Consider the following 22,917-nt stretch of genomic DNA (forward strand, 5'->3'; position numbering starts at 1 on the left):
TAATCTGACTTAAGTCTCTAGTTTTAGAGCTAGTAAGAGATTGAAAATTAATACAAGTTTTTAGAGTTCACGCAAGCACTGCATACTGCCAACTTATTCTTATAGCATACCAAGCTCCAACTTGGCTTCTTCGCTCATTAAATCTTGCGACCAAGGTGGATCGAATGTAATTTCTACTTCAGCATCTTTAACTTCGTTGATGGATTTTACTTTTTCCTCAACCTCTAAAGGCAAGGTTTCTGCCACAGGACAGTTTGGTGTTGTTAAAGTCATTAAGATTTTTACTTCGAAATCCTCGTTTACAAAAACATCGTAGATTAACCCTAATTCGTAGATATCTACAGGAATTTCAGGATCGTATATGGTTTTTATGACTCTTAGGATTTTTTCTCCCAGTACTGCGGTGTCTATAGTGGTATCGCTCATCGTAAAATTTATTTTTTAGTTCCCATGTAAATGGGAATCTGTTTAGTTGTTAGTCGTTTAGTTGTCGCCTTAACAATGAATGACTATACAATTTAACTCAATTGTGTTTGGTACGCAATAGCGTACATTTTTAGTTGTTTTATCATACTCACTAAGCCATTGGCTCTAGTTGGTGATAAATGTTCTTTTAATCCTATTTTGTCAATAAAATCGGTATTCGCATCAAGAATGTCCTTTGGATGTTGATTTGAAAACACGCGAATCAATATAGCTATAATACCTTTGGTAATTATGGCATCGCTATCTGCCGTAAAGTTTACCTTATCGTCTTGCATATTGGCATGAACCCAAACTTTACTTTGGCAACCTTTAATGATATTATCTTCAGTTTTATATTTTTCGTCTATTAGAGGTAAGTCTTTCCCTAAATCTATCATATACTGGTAGCGTTCCTCCCAATCTTCGAACATGGAAAACTCATCAATAATTTCGTTTTGTACTTCTTCAATGGTCATAGTCTCAATCTTTTGTGCAAAATTACAAAATCGCTATTGTTTTAACGTGTTTTCTTTAATTGATAACACTTTATTAACTAAAGCTTCGATGGCTTCTGGTGGATTGCCATGGTCAAAAGCAGGTGTCATATATTCCACATCGCCAACTATTATAGCTAAAGTGGCAAGAGCTGCGCCATCATATTGATGTTTTTTTGAAGGTGGCGTTAAATTTTGAATGGATTCTACATCGATAGCTTCAATCAATGCATTTACAGCGTCCCAATCGTTGGCTTCCATTTGATATTTATCAATAGTCTTAAGACTACTATCTTCGGAAATCATTAATTGTGTTTTGGAAACCATTATAAAATCAAAAGAGGCTCTTGAGACGGTCTGGTATTTCACAGCTGTATTATCTGTATAGTTTACAATTGAACTTTTTTCAGAGGCGACAGCGGTTTCTGTTCCACTTATTATAATGTCATCTTCTGCCGAAAAAAATATAGTATCACCACGCTTTGAAAATGTATCTACCGCTCTCAGAGATTCTAAAAACTGATTTTCAAATTTCAAGATATCATTTGAGCAGAATTTTTTTGAAGCAGCCAAATTACTGAACGCTACCTTATTGTTTTCCAGGGTATAACTACCGAAGAAACTATTACAACCTGCAAAACCTGTGACCTTATTTGATGTGTCGTCAAAAGAAATAGTGATTTTGTTAGAAAGCACATCTTCCTTTTTTAGTTGGTTTATTTGATACGTTCCTGAAAGTTTTTCTTGTATTGTTTCTTTAAGTTCAATGGCTCTTTTAGACGAATCACAAGAGTTTGCTGTCGCTAAAAGCATAAAAAAAGGAAGTAAAATTTTCATCTGTAAAGAGTTTAATGCTTTAAGTTACACTTTTAATGCCAAAGTTAAGACAACATCATTATCGCTTTTTTTAAGGCCATAATAAAAGCATCAATTTCTACCTTAGTATTATAAAACATAAAAGAAGCTCTTATGGTTCCTGGGATTTTATAAAAATCCATAATAGGTTGGGCACAATGATGACCTGTACGCACGGCAATTCCCATTTTATCCAAAATTGTGCCGATATCGTAAGGATGGATATTACCTACGTTAAATGAAATCACGGATGTTTTTTCTTTGGCAGTTCCATAAATTTTTAAGCCTTCAATTTTGAGTAGTTCTGCAGTGCCATAATCTAAAAGCTCATGTTCATATTTAGCAATATTGTCAAAGCCAATAGTATTCATATAATCTAAAGCCGCTCCAAATGCAATGCCTCCGCAGATGTTTGGTGTTCCAGCTTCGAATTTATGCGGTAAACCTGCATAGGTGGTCTTTTCAAATGAAACTTCCGCAATCATTTCGCCTCCTCCTTGGTATGGCGGTAATTTATTTAACCATTCCTCTTTTCCATAGAGCATACCAACACCAGTAGGACCACATATTTTATGAGCCGAACAAACATAAAAATCAACATCCAAAGCTTGAACATCTGGTTTTATATGCGGACAAGATTGCGCGCCATCTACTAAAACGGCTGCTCCGACTTTATGCGCCTTTTCTATGATGTATTCAATAGGGTTGATTGTGCCTAATGCATTTGAAATATGATTTACAAATACCAACTTGGTGTTTTCATTCAGTAATTCGTCATATTCTGAAAGTATCAGTTCACCATTTTGATTCATAGGAATCACTTTCAGGGTTGCGCCTGTACGTTCACAGAGCATTTGCCAAGGCACAATATTACTATGGTGCTCTAAAGCCGATACCATAATTTCATCGCCTTTTTTCAAAATTGAAGAAAATCCGTTAGCCACTAAATTGATGCCATGCGTTGTGCCAGAAGTGAAAATAATCTCATAGCTATGTTTGGCATTGAAATGCGTTTGGATTTTTAATCGCGCTTGCTCATAAGCATCAGTCGCTTCCTGACTTAAACTATGGACGCCTCTGTGAATATTGGCGTTGTAATTACTGTAATAATCGACAATAACGTCAATGACCTGTTGAGGTGTTTGAGACGTTGCAGCATTATCGAAATAAATGAGTGGTTTCCCGTTAACTTCACGTTGAAGTATTGGGAAGTCTTTTCTTATTTTCTGTACATCAAACATAAGTTCTAATTCCATAAACACAAAGATACAAAGCATTGCTATGAAAGTAAAACTTATAACAAGGGTTTAATAATAACATTTTTTACATTTAATTAGGATACATTTATATAAAATGTATATTTGTACTATGTATAGCAAAGAATTAACAAAAGGAACGTTGCAACCAATCATTCTAGCGCTTATAAATACTAAGGGTAGAATGTATGGTTACGAGATTACGCAAGACGTTAAAAGAATGACTTCGGGAAAAATTGATATTTCAGAAGGTGCATTATATCCCATTCTACACAAGCTTGAAGCAAAAAAGGTGTTGGAAACCGAAAAGGTTTTTATTGGGAAGCGTGTTAGAAAATATTATAAAGTCACCAAAGAAGGGAAGAAAATGGTCGAGACGGTTACTGAAGAAATTAATGATTTTATTGAGACCTTGAGTTTAATTTTTAATCCTAAACCCATATAAATATGGAATTGTCAGAAAAACATATCGCTTTTATAGAGAACAGTTTAGCGTTATATGGTGTTGAAAATAAAGACTTAAAAGAGGACTTGGTCGATCATATCTGTACCTATATTGAAAACCAGGATGCCGATGATTTTAACATGTTATATCAACAAGCTCTTCAGAAATTCGGTGGTTATACAAGTTTTCAGAATCTACAATTGGAGACTCATCATCAAAAACTTGCCAAACAAATTATTACGGTTAATAAGTTGAAGTTTTCAGCTGGTTTTATAGTTATTCTGCTTTTGGTTATGAGTTTGGTATTTCAAATGATGCAATGGCCTTATGCAAATGCCTGGATACTTGGTGCAATTTTAATTTCGGTTTTAATCATTCTTCCTGCTCACTTTTATGCGAACTATAAAAAATCGATTCACAACTATTCTTAAATCATTTATTATGAGGAAATCATTTTATATTCTCGGATTTATGACGTTTTTTATTCTCGGAATAGGCGCCATGTTTGAATTTTTAACGTGGCCTTATAGAGGTGTCATTGTTTTTATTGGGTTTCTGTTTCTCAATTTCGGACTTATTCCTACGTACTTCTACCAAAAATATAAGCAATGTCAATCTTAAGGCAAAGCTGCCTTTTGGTTTGCTTTTTCATCTGCTGGTTCACAACAGCTCAAGAAAAAATAGTTCAAAGGATTGATGCCTTATTAGAAATTTATGATACCAACGATACGCCTGGATTAAGCGTAAAAGTTATCCATCAAGGAAAATCTATTTATGCTAAAGGTTTTGGACTTTCAAATTTAGATTACACTATTAAAAATTCGGATTCCACGATTTTTGATATAGCATCTCTAGCAAAACAATTTACGGCCTCAGTAATTTGGGCATTGTCAAAAGAGGGTAAAATTAGTTTAGACGATGACATCAGACTCTATTTGCCTGAATTTCCGGAGTACGAGGAGCAAGTAAAGATCAAACATTTACTAAATCATACTAGCGGAATTCGAAATTATCATACATTGATGTATTTGGCTGGTTTTAATTATGATACGTCGTATTACGACAATAGCACGGTTTTAGGTTTAGCGGTTAGACAAAAATCTTTAAACCACTTACCTGGTGAAAAAGTAAGCTATTCCAATACCAATTATAATTTGTTAACAATTATTGTGGAACGTATTGTAGAACAAAATCTTAACACTTATCTCAAGCGCAAAATTTTGGATCCGTTAGAAATGCATAGCACATTTGTAAGAGTTGAGCACGGCAATCCAATTAAAAATAAAGCTGTTGGCTATCAAAAACAGAAAGACATCTTCAAGTATAATACAAAGGACCAGTTGAGTTATGGCGCAGGTAGCATGGGTTCTTCTACTAACGACATGGCTATTTGGATGCGCATGTTGAATGAGCAGAATGAAAAATTTAAATCATTGGCTCAATTTTTAAAAGAAATTGAAGTATTATCGTCTGGCGAAAAGGCAAAATATGCAAGAGGATTAATGATAGATGACTACAAAGGTTTTACAGTTGCAAATCATAGCGGTTTTGGTTTTGGCGGACGCTCACAGTTAATTACAATTACCGAAAAACAAATAGGTATCATTGTTTTAACCAATTTACAGTCGATTGATGCACCAAGAATTGGTTATCAGATTTTAGACATCCTGTTATCTACTTATGAAATGACTTCAGAAGAAAATGTAGATATCAAACCATTTAACAAGCAAGATTTTAAGGGATTTATTGGTGAATACAAAGAAATTAACAGTGATATGACGATGAGGCTATTCGTTGAAAATGACACTTTAAAATCTATGGGTTCTATGGGAAGACTAGCTTCGGCTTTAGTACAGTATGATCAGAATAAGTTTCATAGAGTACAAAGTGAACAAGTGAAATATGATTTTTCGCCATCAGCAACTCATGATATGGTTATTTCTTTTGGCGGCACTCCATTTTACTTTGAGCGTGCAAATTTTATTGACGCAGATTCAGTAGTACTCAATGCGTTTGAAGGTTCTTTTTCTTCAGAAGAATTAGATGTCAATTATCATTTTTTTGTTGAAAACGAGACGCTTAAATTATCGTACAAAGGGAATGACAACGTCATCTTAAAGCCTGTTCAGTTAAATCAATTCGGAAATAATGATAGAACGCTTTATCACTTTATCAAAGATAAAAGTAATTCTGTTACCGGAATGCTTTTATCCTGTGATGGTACTGTGAAAGAAATTGTATTTAAAAAAGAAAAGGATCGCTAAATAGCAATCCTTTCAAAATTTTATAATTGATAAATTTCACAAATCATCAAACCCAATATTAACGCCCAATTTCTTAGCAATAATCTTAGTAATCCTATTTTTTACCTCAGGGATTTTCACAGAGTCCATAACATTATTACTAAATGCAAACATTAATAAAGCTCTAGCTTCTTTTTCAGGAATTCCTCTTGAACGTAAATAGAACATGGCGCTTTCATCTAATTGACCGATCGTACAACCATGGGAACATTTGACGTCATCCGCAAAAATCTCAAGTTGAGGTTTGGTGTTGATGCTCGCTTTGTCACTTACTAAAATATTGTTGTTGGCCTGAAATGCATTGGTCTTTTGCGCCAATTTTTCAACAATCACTTTACCATTAAAAACACCTGTGGCATTATCATCATAAATACCTTTGTAATCTTGATGGCTTTCGCAATTCGGTTCAATATGATGTACCAATGTATTGTGGTCTACATGCTGTTTATCGCCAATAATTGTGATGCCTTTCATGGTAGAATCAATGCGCTCGCCGTTCTGGTAAAATTCGAGATTGTTTCTTATCAATTTTCCACCAAACGAAAAGGTATGCACTTTGGCTAAACTTTCCTGTTTTTGATTTACAAAAGTATTGTCAATTAATGATGCTGTTTGCCTGTCATTCTGAATTTTATAATAATCTACAATGGCGCGTTTGTTAGTGAAAATTTCAGTCACCGAATTCGTTAAAACCGGATTGTCCGTTAAACTCTGATGACGCTCAATAATCTGAACATGTGCATTTTCATTGACCACAATTAAGTTACGAGGTTGTAACATCACGGCAGCTTCATTACCTGTTGAAAAATGTATAATTTGAATCGGTTTTTCAACCACTTTGTTCTTAGGAATATTGATGTAAGCACCTTCACAAGAAAATGCCGTGTTCAATGATGATAAACCATTTTTTGCTGCAATCGTATTGAAATAATTATCAATTACCATCTTATATTTTGGCTTGGTCAATGCTGCGGACATAAGGCAAACATCCAAACCATCATGCGTGGTTTGTGATAAATGTGACGCATATTTTCCATCTATAAAAATGATTTTATACGCATCAATCTCATGTATAAAATATTTCTTTACATCTTTAAATTCTATGTCATTTTCATGCTTTGGAAACACACTATAATCGTGCTTTAAAATAGAATTCAACGAGGTATATTTCCAATCTTCCAAACGCTTTGAAGGAAACCCTTCAGCTTCAAAAGTCTTTATAGCTTCAGTACGAATATCATGTATGGACGAGTGCACATCAACGGTGTCCTCAAAGGCCATAAATGACGATACTAATTTTTCTTTTAAACTCATTCTGTTTCAGTTTTCAGTTTTCAGTCGCAGTATTCAGTTGTGTAGTGCTGCGATAAAAATCTGTTTACTATTAAAATTTTTATAATAAAGATATTGCGTTTGAGTAATCAGTTTAGAGTAAGCAACTGTCAACTGAGACTGCAAACTGCGACTAACGCTACGCGTTAACCTCTTCCTTAATCCAATCGTAACCCTTGGCTTCTAGCTCGTGTGCTAATTCCTTGCCTCCTGTTTTTACAATTCTACCTTCGTGTAACACATGTACAAAATCTGGAACGATATGGTCTAGCAACCTTTGGTAGTGTGTTATGACAATAACTGCATTATCTTTGGATTTTAGTTTGTTTACACCATTGGCAACAATACGAAGCGCATCGATATCCAATCCAGAATCGGTTTCATCTAAAATGGCCAATTTTGGTTCTAACATTGCCATTTGAAAGATTTCGTTACGTTTCTTTTCTCCACCAGAAAAACCTTCATTTATGGAACGTGATAAAAATTTACGATCAATTTCCAATAGTTCCGATTTTTCACGAATCATTTTCAGCATGTCCTTTGCTGGCATGTCTTCCAAACCTTTTGCTTTTCGGGTTTCGTTAATCGCCGTTTTCATAAAGTTTGTCACACTTACTCCAGGAATCTCAACAGGATATTGAAATGACAGGAAAATACCTTTGTGCGCACGTTCTTCTGCTGCTAATTCATCGATATCTTCGTCTTCCAATTCTATTGAACCTTCGGTAACTTCATATTCCTCTTTACCTGCAATTACGGCAGCCAAAGTACTTTTACCAGAACCGTTTGGTCCCATAATGGCATGAACTTCTCCTGCGTTTACTTCGAGATTAATGCCTTTTAATATGGCTTTATCTTCTATACTTGCGTGTAAGTTTTTTATTTTTAACATAATCTTAATTTGCTAATTTTATAACGTCTTTTGATTCTGGGTTGGGTGCTTCAACCTTTAAAATTTCTTTTATTTCTACGCGGTATTGCCAACCTTCTTCAAGCGAATCTTTTTCAAATTTTCGAACTCTTACAGTTACGGGAACCATATCGGTCGCTTCTTTTTTTAAAGGTTTTACTTGTTCTTCCAAGAGGTGCATATTCTCATCGATGACCACACCATAGATTTCCTTTGGTGTTTGTAAAACGGCAGCATCCGCATAATAGACAAAGTCACCTCTTAAAGTTATAAACCCATCGTTTTGGTCGAAGGATTTTGCGCGGTTTTCTTCAAGATTTACCTCTTGTTTTGGTTCGTTTTTACAAGTTAACAGGGTTAGTGCTAAAATGATAATAAGGTTGATTTTTTTCATTCTAAATGCCTGCATAAGCAGATATCTTATTTAATTATACTTACTTTTTAAAAACGCTCAAGGTTTTTGGTACTGAACCAAGTTAAGTACAAACCTTGTAGAATATGCGATTCCTGCTTTCGCAGGAATGTGTTATCCTACTGAGCCCTCAAGGCTAATTTCCAATAATTTTTGTGCTTCCACAGCAAATTCCATTGGTAATTTATTAAGGACTTCCTTACTGAATCCATTCACGATTAGTGCAATAGCTTTTTCAGTGTCAATACCTCTTTGGTTACAATAGAAAATTTGATCTTCACCAATCTTACTTGTGGTTGCTTCGTGCTCAATCATAGCACTTTTATTTTTTGCTTCTATGTAAGGAAAGGTGTGTGCGCCACATTCATTGCCCATGAGTAAGCTATCACATTGCGAAAAATTACGTGCATTTTCTGCTCTGGAGTTGATTTGTACCAATCCGCGATATGAATTTTGGGAATGACCTGCAGAAATTCCTTTGGATATAATTGTTGACTTGGTGTTTTTACCCAAATGAACCATTTTGGTGCCTGTGTCTGCTTGCTGGTAATTATTAGTTACAGCAATAGAATAAAATTCGCCCACCGAATTGTCGCCTTTTAATATGCAAGAAGGGTATTTCCATGTGACTGCAGAACCAGTTTCCACCTGTGTCCAAGAAATTTTCGCGTTTTTCTCACAAAGACCTCTTTTAGTAACGAAGTTGAAAACACCACCTTTTCCTTCGGCATTTCCTGGATACCAATTCTGAACGGTTGAATATTTTATTTCCGCATCGTCAAGAGCAATTAATTCTACTACAGCTGCGTGTAATTGGTTTTCATCTCTACTTGGTGCAGTACAACCTTCTAGATAAGAGACATAACTGCCTTCGTCAGCGATAACAAGCGTTCTTTCAAACTGACCTGTTCCTGCTTGGTTGATTCTAAAATAGGTTGATAATTCCATCGGACAACGAACGCCTTTTGGAATATAACAGAATGAACCATCACTAAATACGGCAGAATTCAATGCTGCGTAAAAATTATCTTTTTGTGGCACTACAGTTCCAAGATGTTTCCTAACCAATTCTGGATGTTCCTTTATAGCTTCAGAAATACTCATAAAGATAATTCCTTTTTCGCCTAAAGTCTTTTTGAAGGTTGTTGCTACTGAAACAGAATCAACAACGACATCCATGGCTACGCCAGCTAATTTCTTTTGCTCGTCTAATGAAATACCTAATTTTTCAAAAGTCGCCAATAATTCTGGGTCCACTTCATCAATACTATCGTATTTTGGTTTACTGTTGGGTGCTGAATAATAGGAAATCGCTTGAAAATCTGGCTTTTCATAATGAACATTTGCCCAATCTGGCTCAGTCATTTCCTTCCAAACTTTAAACGCTTCCAATCGCCAAGCCGTCATCCATTCCGGTTCTTCTTTTTTCTTGGAAATGGCAATAACAATCTCTTCATTCAAACCAATAGGAAAGGTGTCAGATTCAATATCTGTATAAAAACCGTATTCGTATTCTTTGGTTTTTAATTCTTCTCTAAGGTCGTCTTCAGTATATTTACTCATATTCAATTCCGAATTTTTAATTTAAAATTCAAAGTTGGGCTAGTCTGCTTTGTACTTGCTTCCCTTTAAATCACTTTTTTTTAGGTAGTTCATAAATCCTCCAATCATTCTGCTCAATACCATGGTTTGGTCCTTGAGCACCATGAACTCATCATTACTCACATAATTTCTATCTAAAACCCTGTACAATTGGGATCTTGTTTCTCCACATGATGCTTTTGCGATAGATAGAAATTGTATAAATTCTTTATTTCCGTTTCTTTCAAACCCCTCTGCAATATTATCCATGACGGAACCTGATGAACCATCTATTTGGCTATATAGTTTGTAATCTGTTCTTAATCCTGTGGCATTTGCAATCTTATTTATTTCTTTGCAAAGAACTCGAGCTAATTTCCATATTTCTAAATCTTCAAACTGCTTTACTGTTGCCATAACTTTGAATTAACAATTTTAAATTTTGAACTTCATTTACAGCGAAAAGCTCTCTCCGCAACCACAAGTGCGGTTCGCATTTGGGTTATTAAAGACAAAGCCGGCTCCGTTTAAGCCACCAGAATATTCTAAAGTGGTACCAATAAGGTATAGAAAGCTCTTTTTGTCCACAATGATTTTTACACCATTATCTTCAAAAACCTTATCGTCTTCGGCTCGTGAGTTATCAAACTTTAAATCGTAAGACAAACCAGAGCAACCACCACTTTTTACACCAACTCTAACAAAATCTGTAGTTGGGTTAAAGCCATCGTCATTCATCAGTTCTACGACTTTCTTTTTAGCTGTTTCAGAAACTTTTATCATATTCTTATATAGATTTACTCTAAATAGAATGCAAATATACGATATAACAAGGGTTAAACCATAGGTACTAACATTATATTAGCATATGATTTAATAAGATTTGGCTATGGAAGTTAAATTAAATAAAAGTCAATGTTGAATGGGGACTATATAGCTACTTTTGTTTTAGAAATACGTTTTGTAAGCCTATATAATTCTTGTAAGGTATCGGTTATTTGGCTGTTGGGAACGGTATGATTTTCAAAATTTCCATGACGATCAGTAACCACAACGGTATCGCAATGTGAACACGTCATTTCAATAGTATGGTCAATATTGGTTTTTGATCTTACGTAATTGTGCCCAAAAACGGCACAAGGGAGTGTTTCGGCAGAGGTAGGTTTCATAGGTTAAAATTATTAGGGGATCACAATTTATATAAAACCAAGTCAATTTTTTGTCAAGATGCTCGATTTTTCGATGAAATACATAAAATATTTAGATTCTAATCAAATAATTAACTGGAGATATTCGGGTTATGGATAAATTTCGATAATAGGAGATTGGATCTTTTTACAATAAATTACCATAGAAATAATTCTATTCAAAAAAAGCACAATATTTTTGCATTATGATAGAAGATAAAAATCCACAGCGAACCCCTTTAAGCGAATTAGGCGAATTTAAACTGATAGAACATTTGACGGAACACTTTAAAGTGACCCAAAAATCTACCGTAAAAAGTATTGGCGACGATGCTGCTGTTTTAAATTTTGGTAAAAAACAAGTTGTTGTCTCTACAGATCTATTAGTGGAAGGCGTGCATTTTGATTTGAGTTACGCACCTTTAAAACACTTGGGCTATAAGGCGATTGTAGTCAACCTTTCGGATATTTATGCCATGAATGCTGTTGCCACGCAGGTTACGGTTTCAATAGCTGTTTCTAATCGTTTCCCTCTGGAGGCACTTGAAGAATTGTACGATGGAATTTCCACAGCAGCAGAAATTTACAATGTCGATGTAATCGGTGGCGATACTACGTCTTCAACTTCTGGATTGATAATTTCCGTGACAGCGATTGGTGAAGTTGACAAAGGCAACGAAGTGTTACGTTCTGGAGCAAAACCTAATGATTTAATCGTAGTGACAGGTGATGTTGGTGGTGCTTTTATGGGCTTACAGGTTTTGGAGCGCGAAAAGGAAGTCTTTAAAGTGAACCCAAATAACCAACCCGATTTATCCATGTACACTTATATTATTGAGCGACAACTTAAACCGGAAGCACGCAAGGATATTGTAGAATTACTTAAGCAATTGGAAGTAAAACCGACTAGTATGATAGATGTTAGCGACGGCATTTCCTCTGAAATCATCCATTTATGTAAGCAAAGTAAGGTTGGTGCAGATATTTACGAAACTAAGATTCCTTTAGATCCGCAGGTGATTTCAACTTGTGAGGAATTTAATTTAGACAGTACTACAATTGCATTAAATGGTGGTGAGGATTACGAATTATTAATGACCATTGCCCAAGACGATTTTCCTAAAATAAAAGGCAACCCGAACTTAACGGTTATTGGCTATATAACGGAAGAAGACAGAGGTATGCATTTAGTAACAAGAGCGGAAGAAAAGATTCCGATTATAGCTAAAGGTTGGAATGCGCTTAAAAATCAAGCATAACAAATCGCTGACTCTTTTCAAGTCGTTTGGTGTGCACACGATTCAATACAGAATTGATTTCTTTGAATTTTGGTGTTAAAGGAATAAATTTTCCATCGCCATCGATGGTCATTTCAGATTTACAGTTTTTACACTTATATTCTTTAACGTGGTAAGTAACATTTTTGGAGACTTTATAGTCGTGACCAAACAATGAGCAATAAACATTTTTCATTTACTAGTTTTCTTAGAGGTATTAGGTTTTCAAGTAGGGTTTGAAATATAAGAAAAATAGTTACTAAAAAGTTGTTAACAATTAACAAATCGACGAACTGAGCATTTTTTGCTTTAAACGCATCGTTCGGTTGTTGTAAATACGTTCTAAAGCTGAATTTATTTCTTGACGTTTCTCCGTTAATTCGGTAAGACTTCCATTAGTGTTTGTCGTTAATTGTTTCTTGCAACACTTGCAGGTGTACTCTTTGACGTGATTGGTTACTTTTTTGCTTATTTGATAATTATGGCCAAATAAATCACAGTATAGTTTTGTAGGTTTCATGATCGGTTTGTTTACAATTAATATTTTAATACTGAGGTAAACTTAGAAAAAAAGAACAAACAAAACGTTTAAAGGGATTAATTTTCGATGAAATGTAATAAATTGTAAGTTAATTCTGATTTATTCTCAATATGACTCATATGTCCTTCTGAAAACGCTACAAATTCAATTGCCGTATGTTCAATTTGATTGATAAGATTATTACCATCAATTAAACCATCTTTACTACCGATAATAATTAGCCGCTTAGTTTTCAAATTTTTTAAAATCTCAAAGCGATTGGGTCTTAATTTCATGCCTTCTGAAGCTGCGATGTAACCTTGTACTGGTGTTTGCAATGCAATTTGCAAAGCATCTATAACGTCATTTTTAAAAGTATCCTTACTTTCGGGTGCAAATAAATTTACGAAAGACATACGTACTAAATTTTGAAAATTTGTTTTGGCCATGGCATTGGCACGCGTACGCAGTTGTTTCTTTTCATCATCATCGGCTTCAAAAGTGGAGTTCATTAAACACAGACCTTTAAATAATTCAGGGTGCTTTTCGGCCAAAGCCAAGGTTACATAACCGCCCATGGAATGCCCAACAAAATATGCAGTTTCAATATTTAGATGTTCCAAAACAGCAAAAACAGCTTCCGCCATAGCTTCCATTGTGTGCACATAACCCAAACAACCAGTTTTACCATGGCCCAACAAATCGATGCAAATCACTTGATGGGTTTGTGAAAATTCAGGAATAAAATCGTTCCACATCTCTAAGGTTTCAAGAAAACCGTGAAGTAAAACAAGAGCTTCTCCTTTACCTTCAGTGGTATAGTTAATTGTACTGTTTTTGTAATCTAAAGTCATGTGGGCAAAGATAAATTTTGAAAATGTTTTACACCATTAATCATTATAACAATTTAGTATCTTTGGAAGCATTCAAAACTAAATTCAATACCTAATGTTTTTAAAACGACTATTTACTGCAGCACTTATTGTTTCGGCTTTTCTATTAAACGCTCAAATTGAAGAACAACAACTTGATAATCTTATCAAGGAAACCCTAACCACTTTTGATGTGCCTGGCATTTCAGTTGGTATTTATAAGGATGGAGAAATTGTGTATGCCAAAGGTCATGGTGTACGATCCTTGACCAATAAAAAAGAGATGAATGCTGAAACCTTAGTCGGTGTTGCTTCAAACAGTAAAGGGTTTACTTGTTTTGCATTAGCGATGATGGTTGATGCTGGCAAATTAAATTGGGACGATAAAGTAAGGCAGCATATTCCGGAATTTCAATTACACGATTCTTGGGTAACTGACAATTTCACGGTTCGGGATTTGGTAACGCACAGAAGTGGCATGGGTTTAGGCGCGGGCGATTTAATGTTTTTTCCTGAAGGCAGTGATTTTACGGTTGACGATGTTATTAAGAATGTAAAATATTTGGAACCAGAAACCTCATTCAGAAGTAAATTCGCTTACAATAATAATATGTTCATTATTGCGGGTGAAGTTTTAAAACGGGTCAGCGGTCTGTCTTGGGAAGAATTTATTGAAACCAAAATTATGAAACCGGTTGGGATGACCAGTAGTAAAGCCGCTTACAACAGAGTTACCGATAAATCGAATATTATTGATGCGCATACCATGGCTGACGGAAAAGTCATCCAGATTCCACACGATTGGAGCGAACTGGCCAATCCTGCAGGAGGCATAATGAGCAACGTCCCAGATATGTTGACTTGGGCAGAATTTTTAATGAACGATGCGGTAACAAAAGATGGTGAACGTATATTAAGTGAAAAACAGTTTCATGAGCTTTGGCAATTACAGACCCCTTTAAAGGTTTATCCTAACGATTCGTATGACTCTAATTTTAAGGGATATGGTTTAGGTTGGTTTGTTGCAGACGTCAAAGGCGGCCATAAACAAGTGTATCACACAGGTGGTTTATTGGGTACGGTTACACAGTTTACCATGATTCCGGATTTGGATTTAGCCATTGTGGTGTTGACCAACCAAATGAACGGTTCAGCTTTTAACACCATTACCAACACTATTAAAGATTCGTATTTAGGATATGACAATAGAGATTGGATTGAAAAATATGGAAAGCGAAACGCAGATTACATTAAGTATAACGATAGTATAAAAGCAGAAGTGTACTCTAAAGTTGAAAAAGCCCAAAAATTAAAAACCTTACCGAAACCAGAACATATTGTGGGCACGTACACCGACGATTGGTTTGGGGACGTGATTATTTCACACGATGCAAATAAAGGGTATGTGATAAAGAGTAAACGTTCGTCCAGATTGTTTGGCGAGTTATTGCCCTTAAATGCGACCACTTTTGTTGCCAAATGGAACAATAGAAGTTATGACGCAGATGTCTATGTGCAATTTGCCTTTAATGAAAAGGAAGAAGCTGTTTCAGCCACCATGAAATATATTGCGCCAATTACCGATTTTAGTTTTGATTTTCATGATTTGGAACTTCAAAAAACTGAATAAGCCCTAAACAAATGAAAATCAAGATTTTAAGCCTACCAAGAACTCGAAAGTATTGTTGGGAGTTTTTGATAAAGCGTTACTTATTAATCACTATATATTTTGCCACAAATACACGAATTCACTCGTTTTCTATATTATAAAATAATTGACTATTCATAAAACAAATGAAACAGACCTAAGGTTTGTTCCTAAGATTTATAGAACTTCATAAATAGCCTATATCAGATTCGTGTATTTGTGGCAAAAAAATCGATTACTTCTATTTTTGTCATGTACTAAATTTTAAGACTAAAATTGTCTGAAAAATCTGATTTTATAACAAAGCAAAGGTAAATTTCTTCATTTCCAGTAACGAAGGAAGGGGAATTGATTATAGTTGTTATATAATTAACATTTTGTAAAAAGACATACAAATTTTTACATTTTTATGGTAAGCATTGCTATCGTATTTACATTTACAACCTAAAATTTGAATAGTTATGTTAGTCTATAAATTTGGAGGCACTTCTGTAGGTTCTGTCATTAATATGAACCACGTAAAAGATATCATCAATACTAAAGGTAAAAAGATAGTCGTCCTTTCTGCCATGTCTGGAACCACCAATGCTTTGGTAGAGATTTCAGGATTGATAAAGGTCAAGGAAGTGTCGCAGGCGAAACATAAAATCAGTCAACTTCACCATAGTTATAAGTCCACAGTAAACGATTTAATTACCGACAAAACCTTACGTAGCGAGGTCAGTTCCTATGTCACTTCGATTTTCGATGCGTTATTGGATGCTGCCAGTCAGCCGCACTCTACATTATTGCACAATACTATTGTGGCCAATGGCGAGTTGTTGTCCACGTTTATGTTTAGCCGACTATTACAACAAGAAGGTTTAAAAGCCACCTTGCTGCCAGCTTTAGAATTTATGCGTATAGACCGCACCAACGAACCCGATAATTTCTACATCAAACAAAATTTAGAGCGTCTTATTAATCAATCCCAAGACAGCGATATTTATATCACACAAGGGTTTATTTGTTTGGATGCCGAAGGGCAAATTACCAACTTACAACGTGGCGGAAGCGATTACACAGCTACCATCATTGGTGCAGCACTTGAAGTCGAAGAAGTCCAAATCTGGACCGACATCGACGGCTTCCATAACAACGATCCACGTTTTGTAAATAATACCACAGCCTTATCGCATTTATCTTATGATGAAGCTGCGGAATTGGCCTATTTTGGTGCTAAAATTTTACATCCACAAACCGTAATGCCAGTACGTAGTTTAGACATTCCATTGCGACTTAAAAACACGATGGCGCCTAACGCACATGGGACTTTAATTACCAACCAAATTCATGGTGAAGGCATAAAAGCCATTGCCGCCAAAGATGGGATTACAGCCATAAAAATAAAGTCGGTACGTATGTTGTTGGCTCACGGTTTTTTAAAGAAAGTCTTTGAGGTCTTTGAAAAATACGAAACCTCCATTGATATGATTACCACGTCTGAAATCGCCGTTTCCCTAACCATTGACGACACCACACATTTAGAGTCCATCACAGAAGAACTCGAAAAATTCGCCACCGTAGAGATTGACGATTATATGAGTATCGTTTGCTTGGTTGGTAATCAAATTATTTACCATCCAGATACACCACAGTTATTCCAAGTGCTACAAGATGTTAATGTCCGTATGATTGCCTATGGCGGCAGTAACAATAACATTTCACTTTTGGTAAATTCTAGTGATAAGTTGGAAACTTTGCAGAAGTTACAGCGTTATGTTTTTGAGGGTACGGTTGTGAGCGTTTAAATTAAATTGCTGAAAAACATTTTTTACAAATTTTACTTTTTTGCTTTACAGGTTGATTACATCTTTTACATGTTGTATATGAATTACCTTCACTATCAAAAAAATCTTCTGGGTCAATTTCTTCCCATTCTGTAAAATAGAACCATTCTTCTCTGGTGTTGAATTTACTTAGTTCATTTTTCCAATCTAATCCTAATGATTCTATATATTGTTTAGCTTGTTCTTCATTTTGGCAATAAAAATCTCCATTACCAAAACAATATCCACTGTTCATTCCGTTGCCATCAACATCACTTTTTCTTGCATATTTTTCCATAATATCTTTTTTCATCAAATATAAGGAAATGATACTTATTGTATGTTGAATAACGCATACAATAAGTATAGTTTTGATTAATGGTAAATCAATTCATACTTATAGAATTTGGTAATCGAGTTCGACACTTAAGAACTCAAGCAGGACTAAGCCAAGAGAAATTATCTTTTTTAACAGGTTTTCATAGAACATATATTGGAATGATTGAACGTGGCGAGCGTAATATTTCACTTACTAATATTTTGGTATTTGCTAAAGCTTTTGAAATGGATGTATCTGAATTGATAGATTTCAAAAAACAAAATACTAAACTTAGTTTTAATGATTATGAATTAAAAGTTAATAAATAATGTCAAGAAAACATTCGTTCAAACTGACATTATCTAACAATGTCACTGAAAAGCAAGGAATTAACTATCTAATCGAAGAACAAACTGGCTTTTTCAAAATAGATAAGGATATGAAAAAAGAACTCTTAGATAGAGTTAATATTCCACATAATTATTTACAGTCTTTTGATATGATATATATTCCAAAACTAAAAGGAATAAAATTTGAGAAAGACTTCATAGAAACTCATCTAGATGAAATACTTTTTGTTGAATTAAAAACAACAAAAAAATATCTTCCCGAAAATCCAAAAGGATTCTTTTTTGGTGCTACTGAAAATGAATTTAATTTCGGGAAATTATTAGGTTATAGGTTTAGATTTTGTTTTGTATGTTTAAACGTAAAGTCACCTTCTTACGCCATGTTGACAATAGAAGAACTTGAAAAAATTATAAGAAATAAAAGAATTCAGTTTCAAATAAACTTATAAGGTTTAACCATTCATTATCTCCTCAATCTCATCAGCCTCAATAGGAATATGACGCATCAAATTAAACGGTTCGCCCTCTTCTTGTATCACCACGTCATCTTCCAAACGGATGCCAAAACCTTCATCCGGAATATAAATACCAGGTTCTACGGTAAAGACCATATTGGTTTTCATAGGTTCGTGAAGTATGCCGTAATCATGCGTATCTAATCCCATATGGTGCGAGGTGCCATGCATAAAATATTTTTTGTAGGCCGGCCAATCTTTGTCTTCATTTTGCACATCGGCTTTGTCCAGTAAACCAAGGCCTATTAATTCTGAAGTCATTAATTTGCCAACTTCCACATGGTAATCGGCCCAAATAGCGCCTGGAACCAATAGTTTTGTGGCTTCGTTTTTTACACGATTCACGGCGTTATAAACCTCTTTTTGGCGTTTGGTAAATTGACCCGAAACAGGAATGGTTCTACTCATATCACTGGCATAGTTGGCGTATTCTGCACCAACATCCAATAGAATTAAATCACCAGCTTTACATTGCTGGTTGTTTTCAATATAATGCAACACATTGGCATTGTTACCAGAAGCGACAATTGGTGTGTATGCAAATCCTCTTGAGCGGTTGTTTAAAAACTCGTGCATAAACTCGGCTTCAATATTATACTCCCAAATGCCTGGTTTTACAAAGTCCAAAATTCTCCGAAATCCTTTTTCCGTGATATTACAAGCTTCTTGTATAAGGTCGAGTTCCAAAGGATCTTTTACCGAACGTAAACGTTGCAAAATAGGATTGCTTTTTTCCACTTTATGCGCTGGGAACTCTGCCTTGATCTTTTTATTAAAACGTGCTTCACGGGTTTCCGTGGCAACATTGGCACGATAATGTTCATTGGTATTGATGTAAATGGTGTCTGCTTGTGACATAATTTCCTTCATGATTTTGTCGAAATCATCAAGCCAATACACCGTTTTTATTCCCGCTGTTTCAAGTGCTTTTTCCTTGGTTAGTTTTTCACCTTCCCAAACTGCAATATGTGGGTTCGTTTCGGTTAAAAATAAAATTTCCCGGTGTTTTGGATTTGGACAATCTGGAAAAAGTACCAAGATGCTTTCTTCCTGGTCTACACCACTTAAGTAAAATATATTACGGTCTTGTTGAAAAGGTATCGTACTGTCGGCACCAATGGGATAAATATCGTTAGAATTAAATACGGCTAAACTATTTGGCACCATTTGAGCCATAAAATTTTTGCGGTTTTTTATAAAAAGTTGATTGTTTATGGGATTGTATTTCATCAGAAAAATTTAGTTTTTAATTCCCGTGAATTCCGATAACTATCGGAAAGGAATCTTATTAATATTAGATTGATTATCAGCTTGAGCGCAGTCGAAGTGTCTTAAGTGGATAGATTTAATAGCTTTCGACTGCGCTCAAGCTGACATTTGTGTGCTTCCTATATGATAATCCCAAAAATAAACAAACAAAACCGCAAGCAAAAGCCAAAGCAAATAATCTCTTATAAATTAAGAGACTTTTATGAGGTTTTATTCTGAAATGTTTAAATTAACGGCATTAAAAATCCAGCAAACATGTTTAAATCAAAACTTTTATCACTCTTATTTTTTATAAGTTCAGTTGTTGCGTTTTCCCAACAACCTGCAACCTCAGCAGCAACGAATAAGCAGGCTTTGCAGCAGAAACAACAAATGACCGAAACGTCACTGGTCAAAAATGTACCTTTTGAGAGTATTGGGCCAACTGTTATGAGCGGTCGTGTAGTTGATGTGGATGTGAACCCGGAAACACCATCCGAATTTTATGTTGGATATGCGTCTGGAGGCGTATGGCATACCACCAATAACGGCACGACATTCACACCGATTTTAGATAATGCTCCAACTCAAAATGTTGGCGATATTGCTGTCGATTGGAAAAACAGAACCATTTGGGTTGGGACAGGCGAAAATAATAGCTCACGTTCCAGTTATGCAGGTATTGGCATTTTAAAATCCAATGATAACGGTAAAACTTGGGAGCATGTTGGTTTGCCAGACTCGCATCATATTGGTCGTATTCTTATCAATCCTAAAAATCCAGAAGAAGTGATTGTTGGAGTGACAGGTCACCTGTATTCACCTAATGAAGAACGCGGCATTTACAAAACCACAGATGGCGGAAACACATGGAACAGAACCTTATTTGTGGATAATAAAAGTGGCATCATTGACGTGCAACATGCGCCAGATAATTTTAATGTGATGTTCGCTTCGTCTTGGACAAGAGATCGAAAAGCATGGAATTTTACAGGAAACGGAACTAATTCAGCCATTTACAAAAGTACCGATGGCGGAGAAACATGGAAAAAGGTAACCACTGAGAAGAGCGGTTTCCCAACAGGCGAAGGTGTTGGTAGAATAGGAATTGCAGTTTTTGATGAAAACACCATTTATGCTTTGCACGATAGTCATTTCCATAGAAAAAAGGAGCCTAAAAAAGGAGAAACTTCAGGATTAACAAAAGACGATTTTAAAACAATGAGCGTTGATGCCTTTATGAATCTCGAAGATAACGCACTCAACGATTATCTTAAAACTAACGGGTTTCAAGAAAAATACAGAGCCTCTAACGTAAAGCAATTGGTGAGTAGTGGATCTGTAAAACCTATTGATTTGGCACATTACTTAGAAGATGCCAATGCTATGTTGTTTGATACGCCTGTTATTGGTGCTGAGGTTTATATAAGTACAGATGGAGGAAAATCTTGGGACAAAACACATGAGGATTATATCGATGGTTTGTATTACAGTTATGGCTATTATTTTGGGGAAATTAGAGTAGATCCACAAGATAAAAATGGCATTTATATTATGGGAGTGCCCATTTTAAAATCGAAAGATGCTGGCAAAACATTTACTTCTATCAGTCGTGAAAATGTTCATGCCGATCATCAGGCGCTTTGGGTAAATCCTAAAAAGCAAGGTCATTTAATCGATGGCAATGATGGTGGACTCAACATGAGCTACGACGACGGCGAAAGTTGGATAAAGCTGAATTCGCCAGCCGTTGGCCAATTTTATGCCATCAACGTCGATAATGAAAAACCATATAATGTTTATGGCGGATTACAAGATAATGGCGTTTGGGTTGGTGCTAACAATGCCAGGGAAGATAAATCTTGGCACCAAAGCGGACAATACCCATGGGAAGAGCTAATGGGAGGCGATGGTATGCAAATTCAGATTGATAGTCGTGATGCGAATATCGTTTATACGGGATTTCAGTTTGGGAATTACTATAGAATCAATCGTGAAACCAACGAGCTAAAATACATTCAACCCAAACATACCTTGGGAGAAACACCATACCGTTTTAACTGGCAAACACCTATTTTGTTGTCGCCACACAATCAGGATATTCTGTATTTGGGTGGGAATAAGTTGATGCGTTCCATGAATAAAGGTGATGATTTTGAAGCCATAAGCGATGATTTAACCAATGGTGGAAAAAAAGGAAATGTCGCTTATGGCACCTTGACTTCTATTAGCGAAAGCCCCTTTCAATTCGGATTGATTTACACAGGAAGCGATGATGGTGTAGTAAGTATGACTAAAGATGCAGGAGGAAGCTGGACCACAATTTCGAATGCATTGCCAAAAGATTTATGGGTAAGTAGAGTGATTGCCTCGCAACATAAAAAAGAACGTGTTTACGTAACCTTGAATGGGTATCGTTGGGATGATTTTAAAGTCTATGTTTATAGGAGCGACGATTACGGACAAACGTGGAAAGACATTAGTGCCAACATTCCTACGTCGCCAGTTAATGTAATAAAGGAAGACACGTTTAATGAAAATGTATTGTATTTAGGAACTGATAATGGTGCGTATGTCTCTTTTAATAAGGGAAAATTGTGGCATATATTTTCAAAAGGACTTCCAAATGTGGCTGTTCATGATATCGTGATTCAACCCGAAGCTAAAGATTTAGTATTAGGAACGCACGGCCGAAGTATTTATAAGGCTAATATTGAAGCCCTTCAAATTATAAACGCTGATGAGACTACGAATGATATTACCTTCATGGATATCCAACCGATAACACATTCTGCTCAATGGGGAAGTTCTTGGAGTCCTTGGTTTGATGCTTTTGAACCAGAAACCACGATTAGATTTTTTAGTAAATCTTCGAGAAATAAAACCTTGAAAATACAGTCTCAAGAGGGCTCCGAATTAGTGAAGCTGTCTGTAGCGGTTGAGAAAGGATTTAATTACGTGGATTATAATTTAGAACTTGATGAAAAAGGAAAGAAGGCTTTAATGAAAGAAGATGCGAGTATTCATTTTAAAGAAACAGGCAATAAGAAATATTATTTACCAAAAGGCGTTTATACGATACAAATAGACAATTCCAAAACGACTTTTGAAATTAAATAA

26 protein-coding genes are annotated in these 22,917 nt (G+C 35.4%); 10 read left to right on the forward strand and 16 right to left on the reverse strand.

What is annotated here, in order from left to right; all coding sequences use genetic code 11:
• Positions 1-99 precede the first annotated feature (99 nt).
• The 4 genes from HM990_RS19545 to HM990_RS19560 all read right to left on the reverse strand — a co-directional run bounded on the left by HM990_RS19545 (position 100) and on the right by HM990_RS19560 (position 3,055).
• Positions 100-426 (reverse strand): iron-sulfur cluster assembly protein, encoded by a 327-nt coding sequence (locus tag HM990_RS19545; RefSeq protein WP_178991679.1) that lies wholly within the window; start codon positions 424-426, stop codon positions 100-102.
• Between the two features lie 92 nt (positions 427-518).
• Positions 519-941: a SufE family protein gene (locus HM990_RS19550; RefSeq protein ID WP_178991681.1), complete on the reverse strand. Its 423-nt coding sequence runs from the start codon at positions 939-941 to the stop codon at positions 519-521.
• Between the two features lie 33 nt (positions 942-974).
• Positions 975-1,796 (reverse strand): META domain-containing protein, encoded by an 822-nt coding sequence (locus tag HM990_RS19555; RefSeq protein ID WP_178991683.1) that lies wholly within the window; start codon positions 1,794-1,796, stop codon positions 975-977.
• Positions 1,797-1,840: 44 nt separating this feature from the next.
• On the reverse strand, positions 1,841-3,055 hold the full coding sequence (locus HM990_RS19560) for an aminotransferase class V-fold PLP-dependent enzyme (protein ID WP_178992121.1): 1,215 nt from the start codon (positions 3,053-3,055) through the stop codon (positions 1,841-1,843).
• 127 nt (positions 3,056-3,182) lie between these two features.
• On the opposite strand from HM990_RS19560, the gene HM990_RS19565 reads away from it, so the two are divergent.
• Genes HM990_RS19565 through HM990_RS19580 form a run of 4 tightly spaced genes read left to right on the forward strand, consistent with a single transcriptional unit; the run spans position 3,183 to position 5,779 of the window.
• Positions 3,183-3,515, forward strand: a complete 333-nt coding sequence (locus HM990_RS19565) for a PadR family transcriptional regulator (protein WP_178991685.1) — start codon at positions 3,183-3,185, stop codon at positions 3,513-3,515.
• 2 nt (positions 3,516-3,517) lie between these two features.
• The gene (locus HM990_RS19570) at positions 3,518-3,946 is read left to right on the forward strand and encodes a DUF3309 domain-containing protein (protein ID WP_178991687.1); all 429 of its coding nucleotides are present in this window, start codon (positions 3,518-3,520) and stop codon (positions 3,944-3,946) included.
• Positions 3,947-3,956: 10 nt separating this feature from the next.
• Complete coding sequence (locus HM990_RS19575) at positions 3,957-4,136, forward strand: hypothetical protein (protein WP_178991688.1); 180 nt, start codon at positions 3,957-3,959, stop codon at positions 4,134-4,136.
• A complete protein-coding gene (locus HM990_RS19580) occupies positions 4,124-5,779 on the forward strand; it encodes a serine hydrolase domain-containing protein (RefSeq protein ID WP_178991690.1) in 1,656 nt (551 codons plus the stop codon). The genes HM990_RS19575 and HM990_RS19580 overlap by 13 nt, the downstream gene beginning before the upstream one ends.
• A 36-nt stretch (positions 5,780-5,815) precedes the next feature.
• Here the strand turns inward: HM990_RS19580 and sufD are convergent, their stop codons facing one another.
• The 7 genes from sufD to HM990_RS19615 form a co-directional block, all read right to left on the reverse strand.
• Positions 5,816-7,132 (reverse strand): Fe-S cluster assembly protein SufD, encoded by a 1,317-nt coding sequence (sufD, locus tag HM990_RS19585; RefSeq protein ID WP_178991692.1) that lies wholly within the window; start codon positions 7,130-7,132, stop codon positions 5,816-5,818.
• Positions 7,133-7,289: 157 nt separating this feature from the next.
• Positions 7,290-8,042 carry a Fe-S cluster assembly ATPase SufC gene (gene sufC / locus HM990_RS19590; RefSeq protein WP_178991694.1) on the reverse strand — a complete coding sequence of 251 codons (753 nt, stop codon included), beginning with the start codon at positions 8,040-8,042 and terminating at the stop codon, positions 7,290-7,292.
• A gap of 4 nt (positions 8,043-8,046) precedes the next feature.
• On the reverse strand, positions 8,047-8,469 hold the full coding sequence (locus HM990_RS19595) for a hypothetical protein (protein ID WP_229719325.1): 423 nt from the start codon (positions 8,467-8,469) through the stop codon (positions 8,047-8,049).
• A 117-nt stretch (positions 8,470-8,586) separates the two neighbouring features.
• Positions 8,587-10,035 (reverse strand): Fe-S cluster assembly protein SufB, encoded by a 1,449-nt coding sequence (gene sufB, locus HM990_RS19600; protein WP_178991696.1) that lies wholly within the window; start codon positions 10,033-10,035, stop codon positions 8,587-8,589.
• Positions 10,036-10,074: 39 nt separating this feature from the next.
• Entirely contained in the window at positions 10,075-10,470 is a 396-nt protein-coding gene (locus HM990_RS19605) for a four helix bundle protein (protein WP_178991698.1), read from the reverse strand.
• A 36-nt stretch (positions 10,471-10,506) separates the two neighbouring features.
• Positions 10,507-10,836: a HesB/IscA family protein gene (locus HM990_RS19610; protein ID WP_178991700.1), complete on the reverse strand. Its 330-nt coding sequence runs from the start codon at positions 10,834-10,836 to the stop codon at positions 10,507-10,509.
• Positions 10,837-10,982: 146 nt separating this feature from the next.
• Positions 10,983-11,222 (reverse strand): hypothetical protein, encoded by a 240-nt coding sequence (locus HM990_RS19615; protein ID WP_178991702.1) that lies wholly within the window; start codon positions 11,220-11,222, stop codon positions 10,983-10,985.
• A gap of 224 nt (positions 11,223-11,446) precedes the next feature.
• Here HM990_RS19615 and thiL point away from each other — a divergent pair, with 224 nt between their 5' ends.
• Positions 11,447-12,499: a thiamine-phosphate kinase gene (gene thiL / locus HM990_RS19620; RefSeq protein ID WP_178991704.1), complete on the forward strand. Its 1,053-nt coding sequence runs from the start codon at positions 11,447-11,449 to the stop codon at positions 12,497-12,499.
• Here the strand turns inward: thiL and HM990_RS19625 are convergent.
• The 3 genes from HM990_RS19625 to HM990_RS19635 all read right to left on the reverse strand — a co-directional run bounded on the left by HM990_RS19625 (position 12,483) and on the right by HM990_RS19635 (position 13,891).
• On the reverse strand, positions 12,483-12,713 hold the full coding sequence (locus HM990_RS19625; RefSeq protein WP_178991705.1) for a hypothetical protein: 231 nt from the start codon (positions 12,711-12,713) through the stop codon (positions 12,483-12,485). The two genes, thiL and HM990_RS19625, sit on opposite strands and share 17 nt — an antisense overlap.
• A gap of 81 nt (positions 12,714-12,794) precedes the next feature.
• Positions 12,795-13,037 carry a hypothetical protein gene (locus HM990_RS19630; RefSeq protein ID WP_178991707.1) on the reverse strand — a complete coding sequence of 81 codons (243 nt, stop codon included), beginning with the start codon at positions 13,035-13,037 and terminating at the stop codon, positions 12,795-12,797.
• 77 nt (positions 13,038-13,114) lie between these two features.
• The gene (locus HM990_RS19635; protein ID WP_178991709.1) at positions 13,115-13,891 is read right to left on the reverse strand and encodes an alpha/beta fold hydrolase; all 777 of its coding nucleotides are present in this window, start codon (positions 13,889-13,891) and stop codon (positions 13,115-13,117) included.
• A 94-nt stretch (positions 13,892-13,985) separates the two neighbouring features.
• On the opposite strand from HM990_RS19635, the gene HM990_RS19640 reads away from it, so the two are divergent.
• Complete coding sequence (locus tag HM990_RS19640; RefSeq protein WP_178991711.1) at positions 13,986-15,539, forward strand: serine hydrolase; 1,554 nt, start codon at positions 13,986-13,988, stop codon at positions 15,537-15,539.
• Positions 15,540-16,018: 479 nt separating this feature from the next.
• Positions 16,019-17,347: an aspartate kinase gene (locus HM990_RS19645; RefSeq protein ID WP_178991713.1), complete on the forward strand. Its 1,329-nt coding sequence runs from the start codon at positions 16,019-16,021 to the stop codon at positions 17,345-17,347.
• 1 nt (position 17,348) lies between these two features.
• Here the strand turns inward: HM990_RS19645 and HM990_RS19650 are convergent, their stop codons facing one another.
• The gene (locus HM990_RS19650) at positions 17,349-17,663 is read right to left on the reverse strand and encodes a hypothetical protein (protein WP_178991715.1); all 315 of its coding nucleotides are present in this window, start codon (positions 17,661-17,663) and stop codon (positions 17,349-17,351) included.
• Between the two features lie 80 nt (positions 17,664-17,743).
• Here HM990_RS19650 and HM990_RS19655 point away from each other — a divergent pair, with 80 nt between their 5' ends.
• Positions 17,744-18,013: a helix-turn-helix domain-containing protein gene (locus HM990_RS19655; RefSeq protein WP_178991717.1), complete on the forward strand. Its 270-nt coding sequence runs from the start codon at positions 17,744-17,746 to the stop codon at positions 18,011-18,013.
• Positions 18,013-18,483 (forward strand): hypothetical protein, encoded by a 471-nt coding sequence (locus HM990_RS19660; protein WP_178991719.1) that lies wholly within the window; start codon positions 18,013-18,015, stop codon positions 18,481-18,483. Before HM990_RS19655 ends, HM990_RS19660 begins: the two co-directional genes overlap by 1 nt.
• A gap of 3 nt (positions 18,484-18,486) precedes the next feature.
• Here HM990_RS19660 and HM990_RS19665 read toward each other — a convergent pair whose 3' ends face one another.
• Positions 18,487-19,779 carry an aminopeptidase P family protein gene (locus tag HM990_RS19665; protein ID WP_178991721.1) on the reverse strand — a complete coding sequence of 431 codons (1,293 nt, stop codon included), beginning with the start codon at positions 19,777-19,779 and terminating at the stop codon, positions 18,487-18,489.
• 294 nt (positions 19,780-20,073) lie between these two features.
• Between HM990_RS19665 and HM990_RS19670 the strand changes: the two genes are divergently transcribed.
• Entirely contained in the window at positions 20,074-22,917 is a 2,844-nt protein-coding gene (locus HM990_RS19670; protein WP_178991723.1) for a VPS10 domain-containing protein, read from the forward strand.

Origin of the sequence: Winogradskyella schleiferi, assembly GCF_013394655.1 — a bacterium.
In the GTDB taxonomy this organism is placed as follows: domain Bacteria; phylum Bacteroidota; class Bacteroidia; order Flavobacteriales; family Flavobacteriaceae; genus Winogradskyella; species Winogradskyella schleiferi.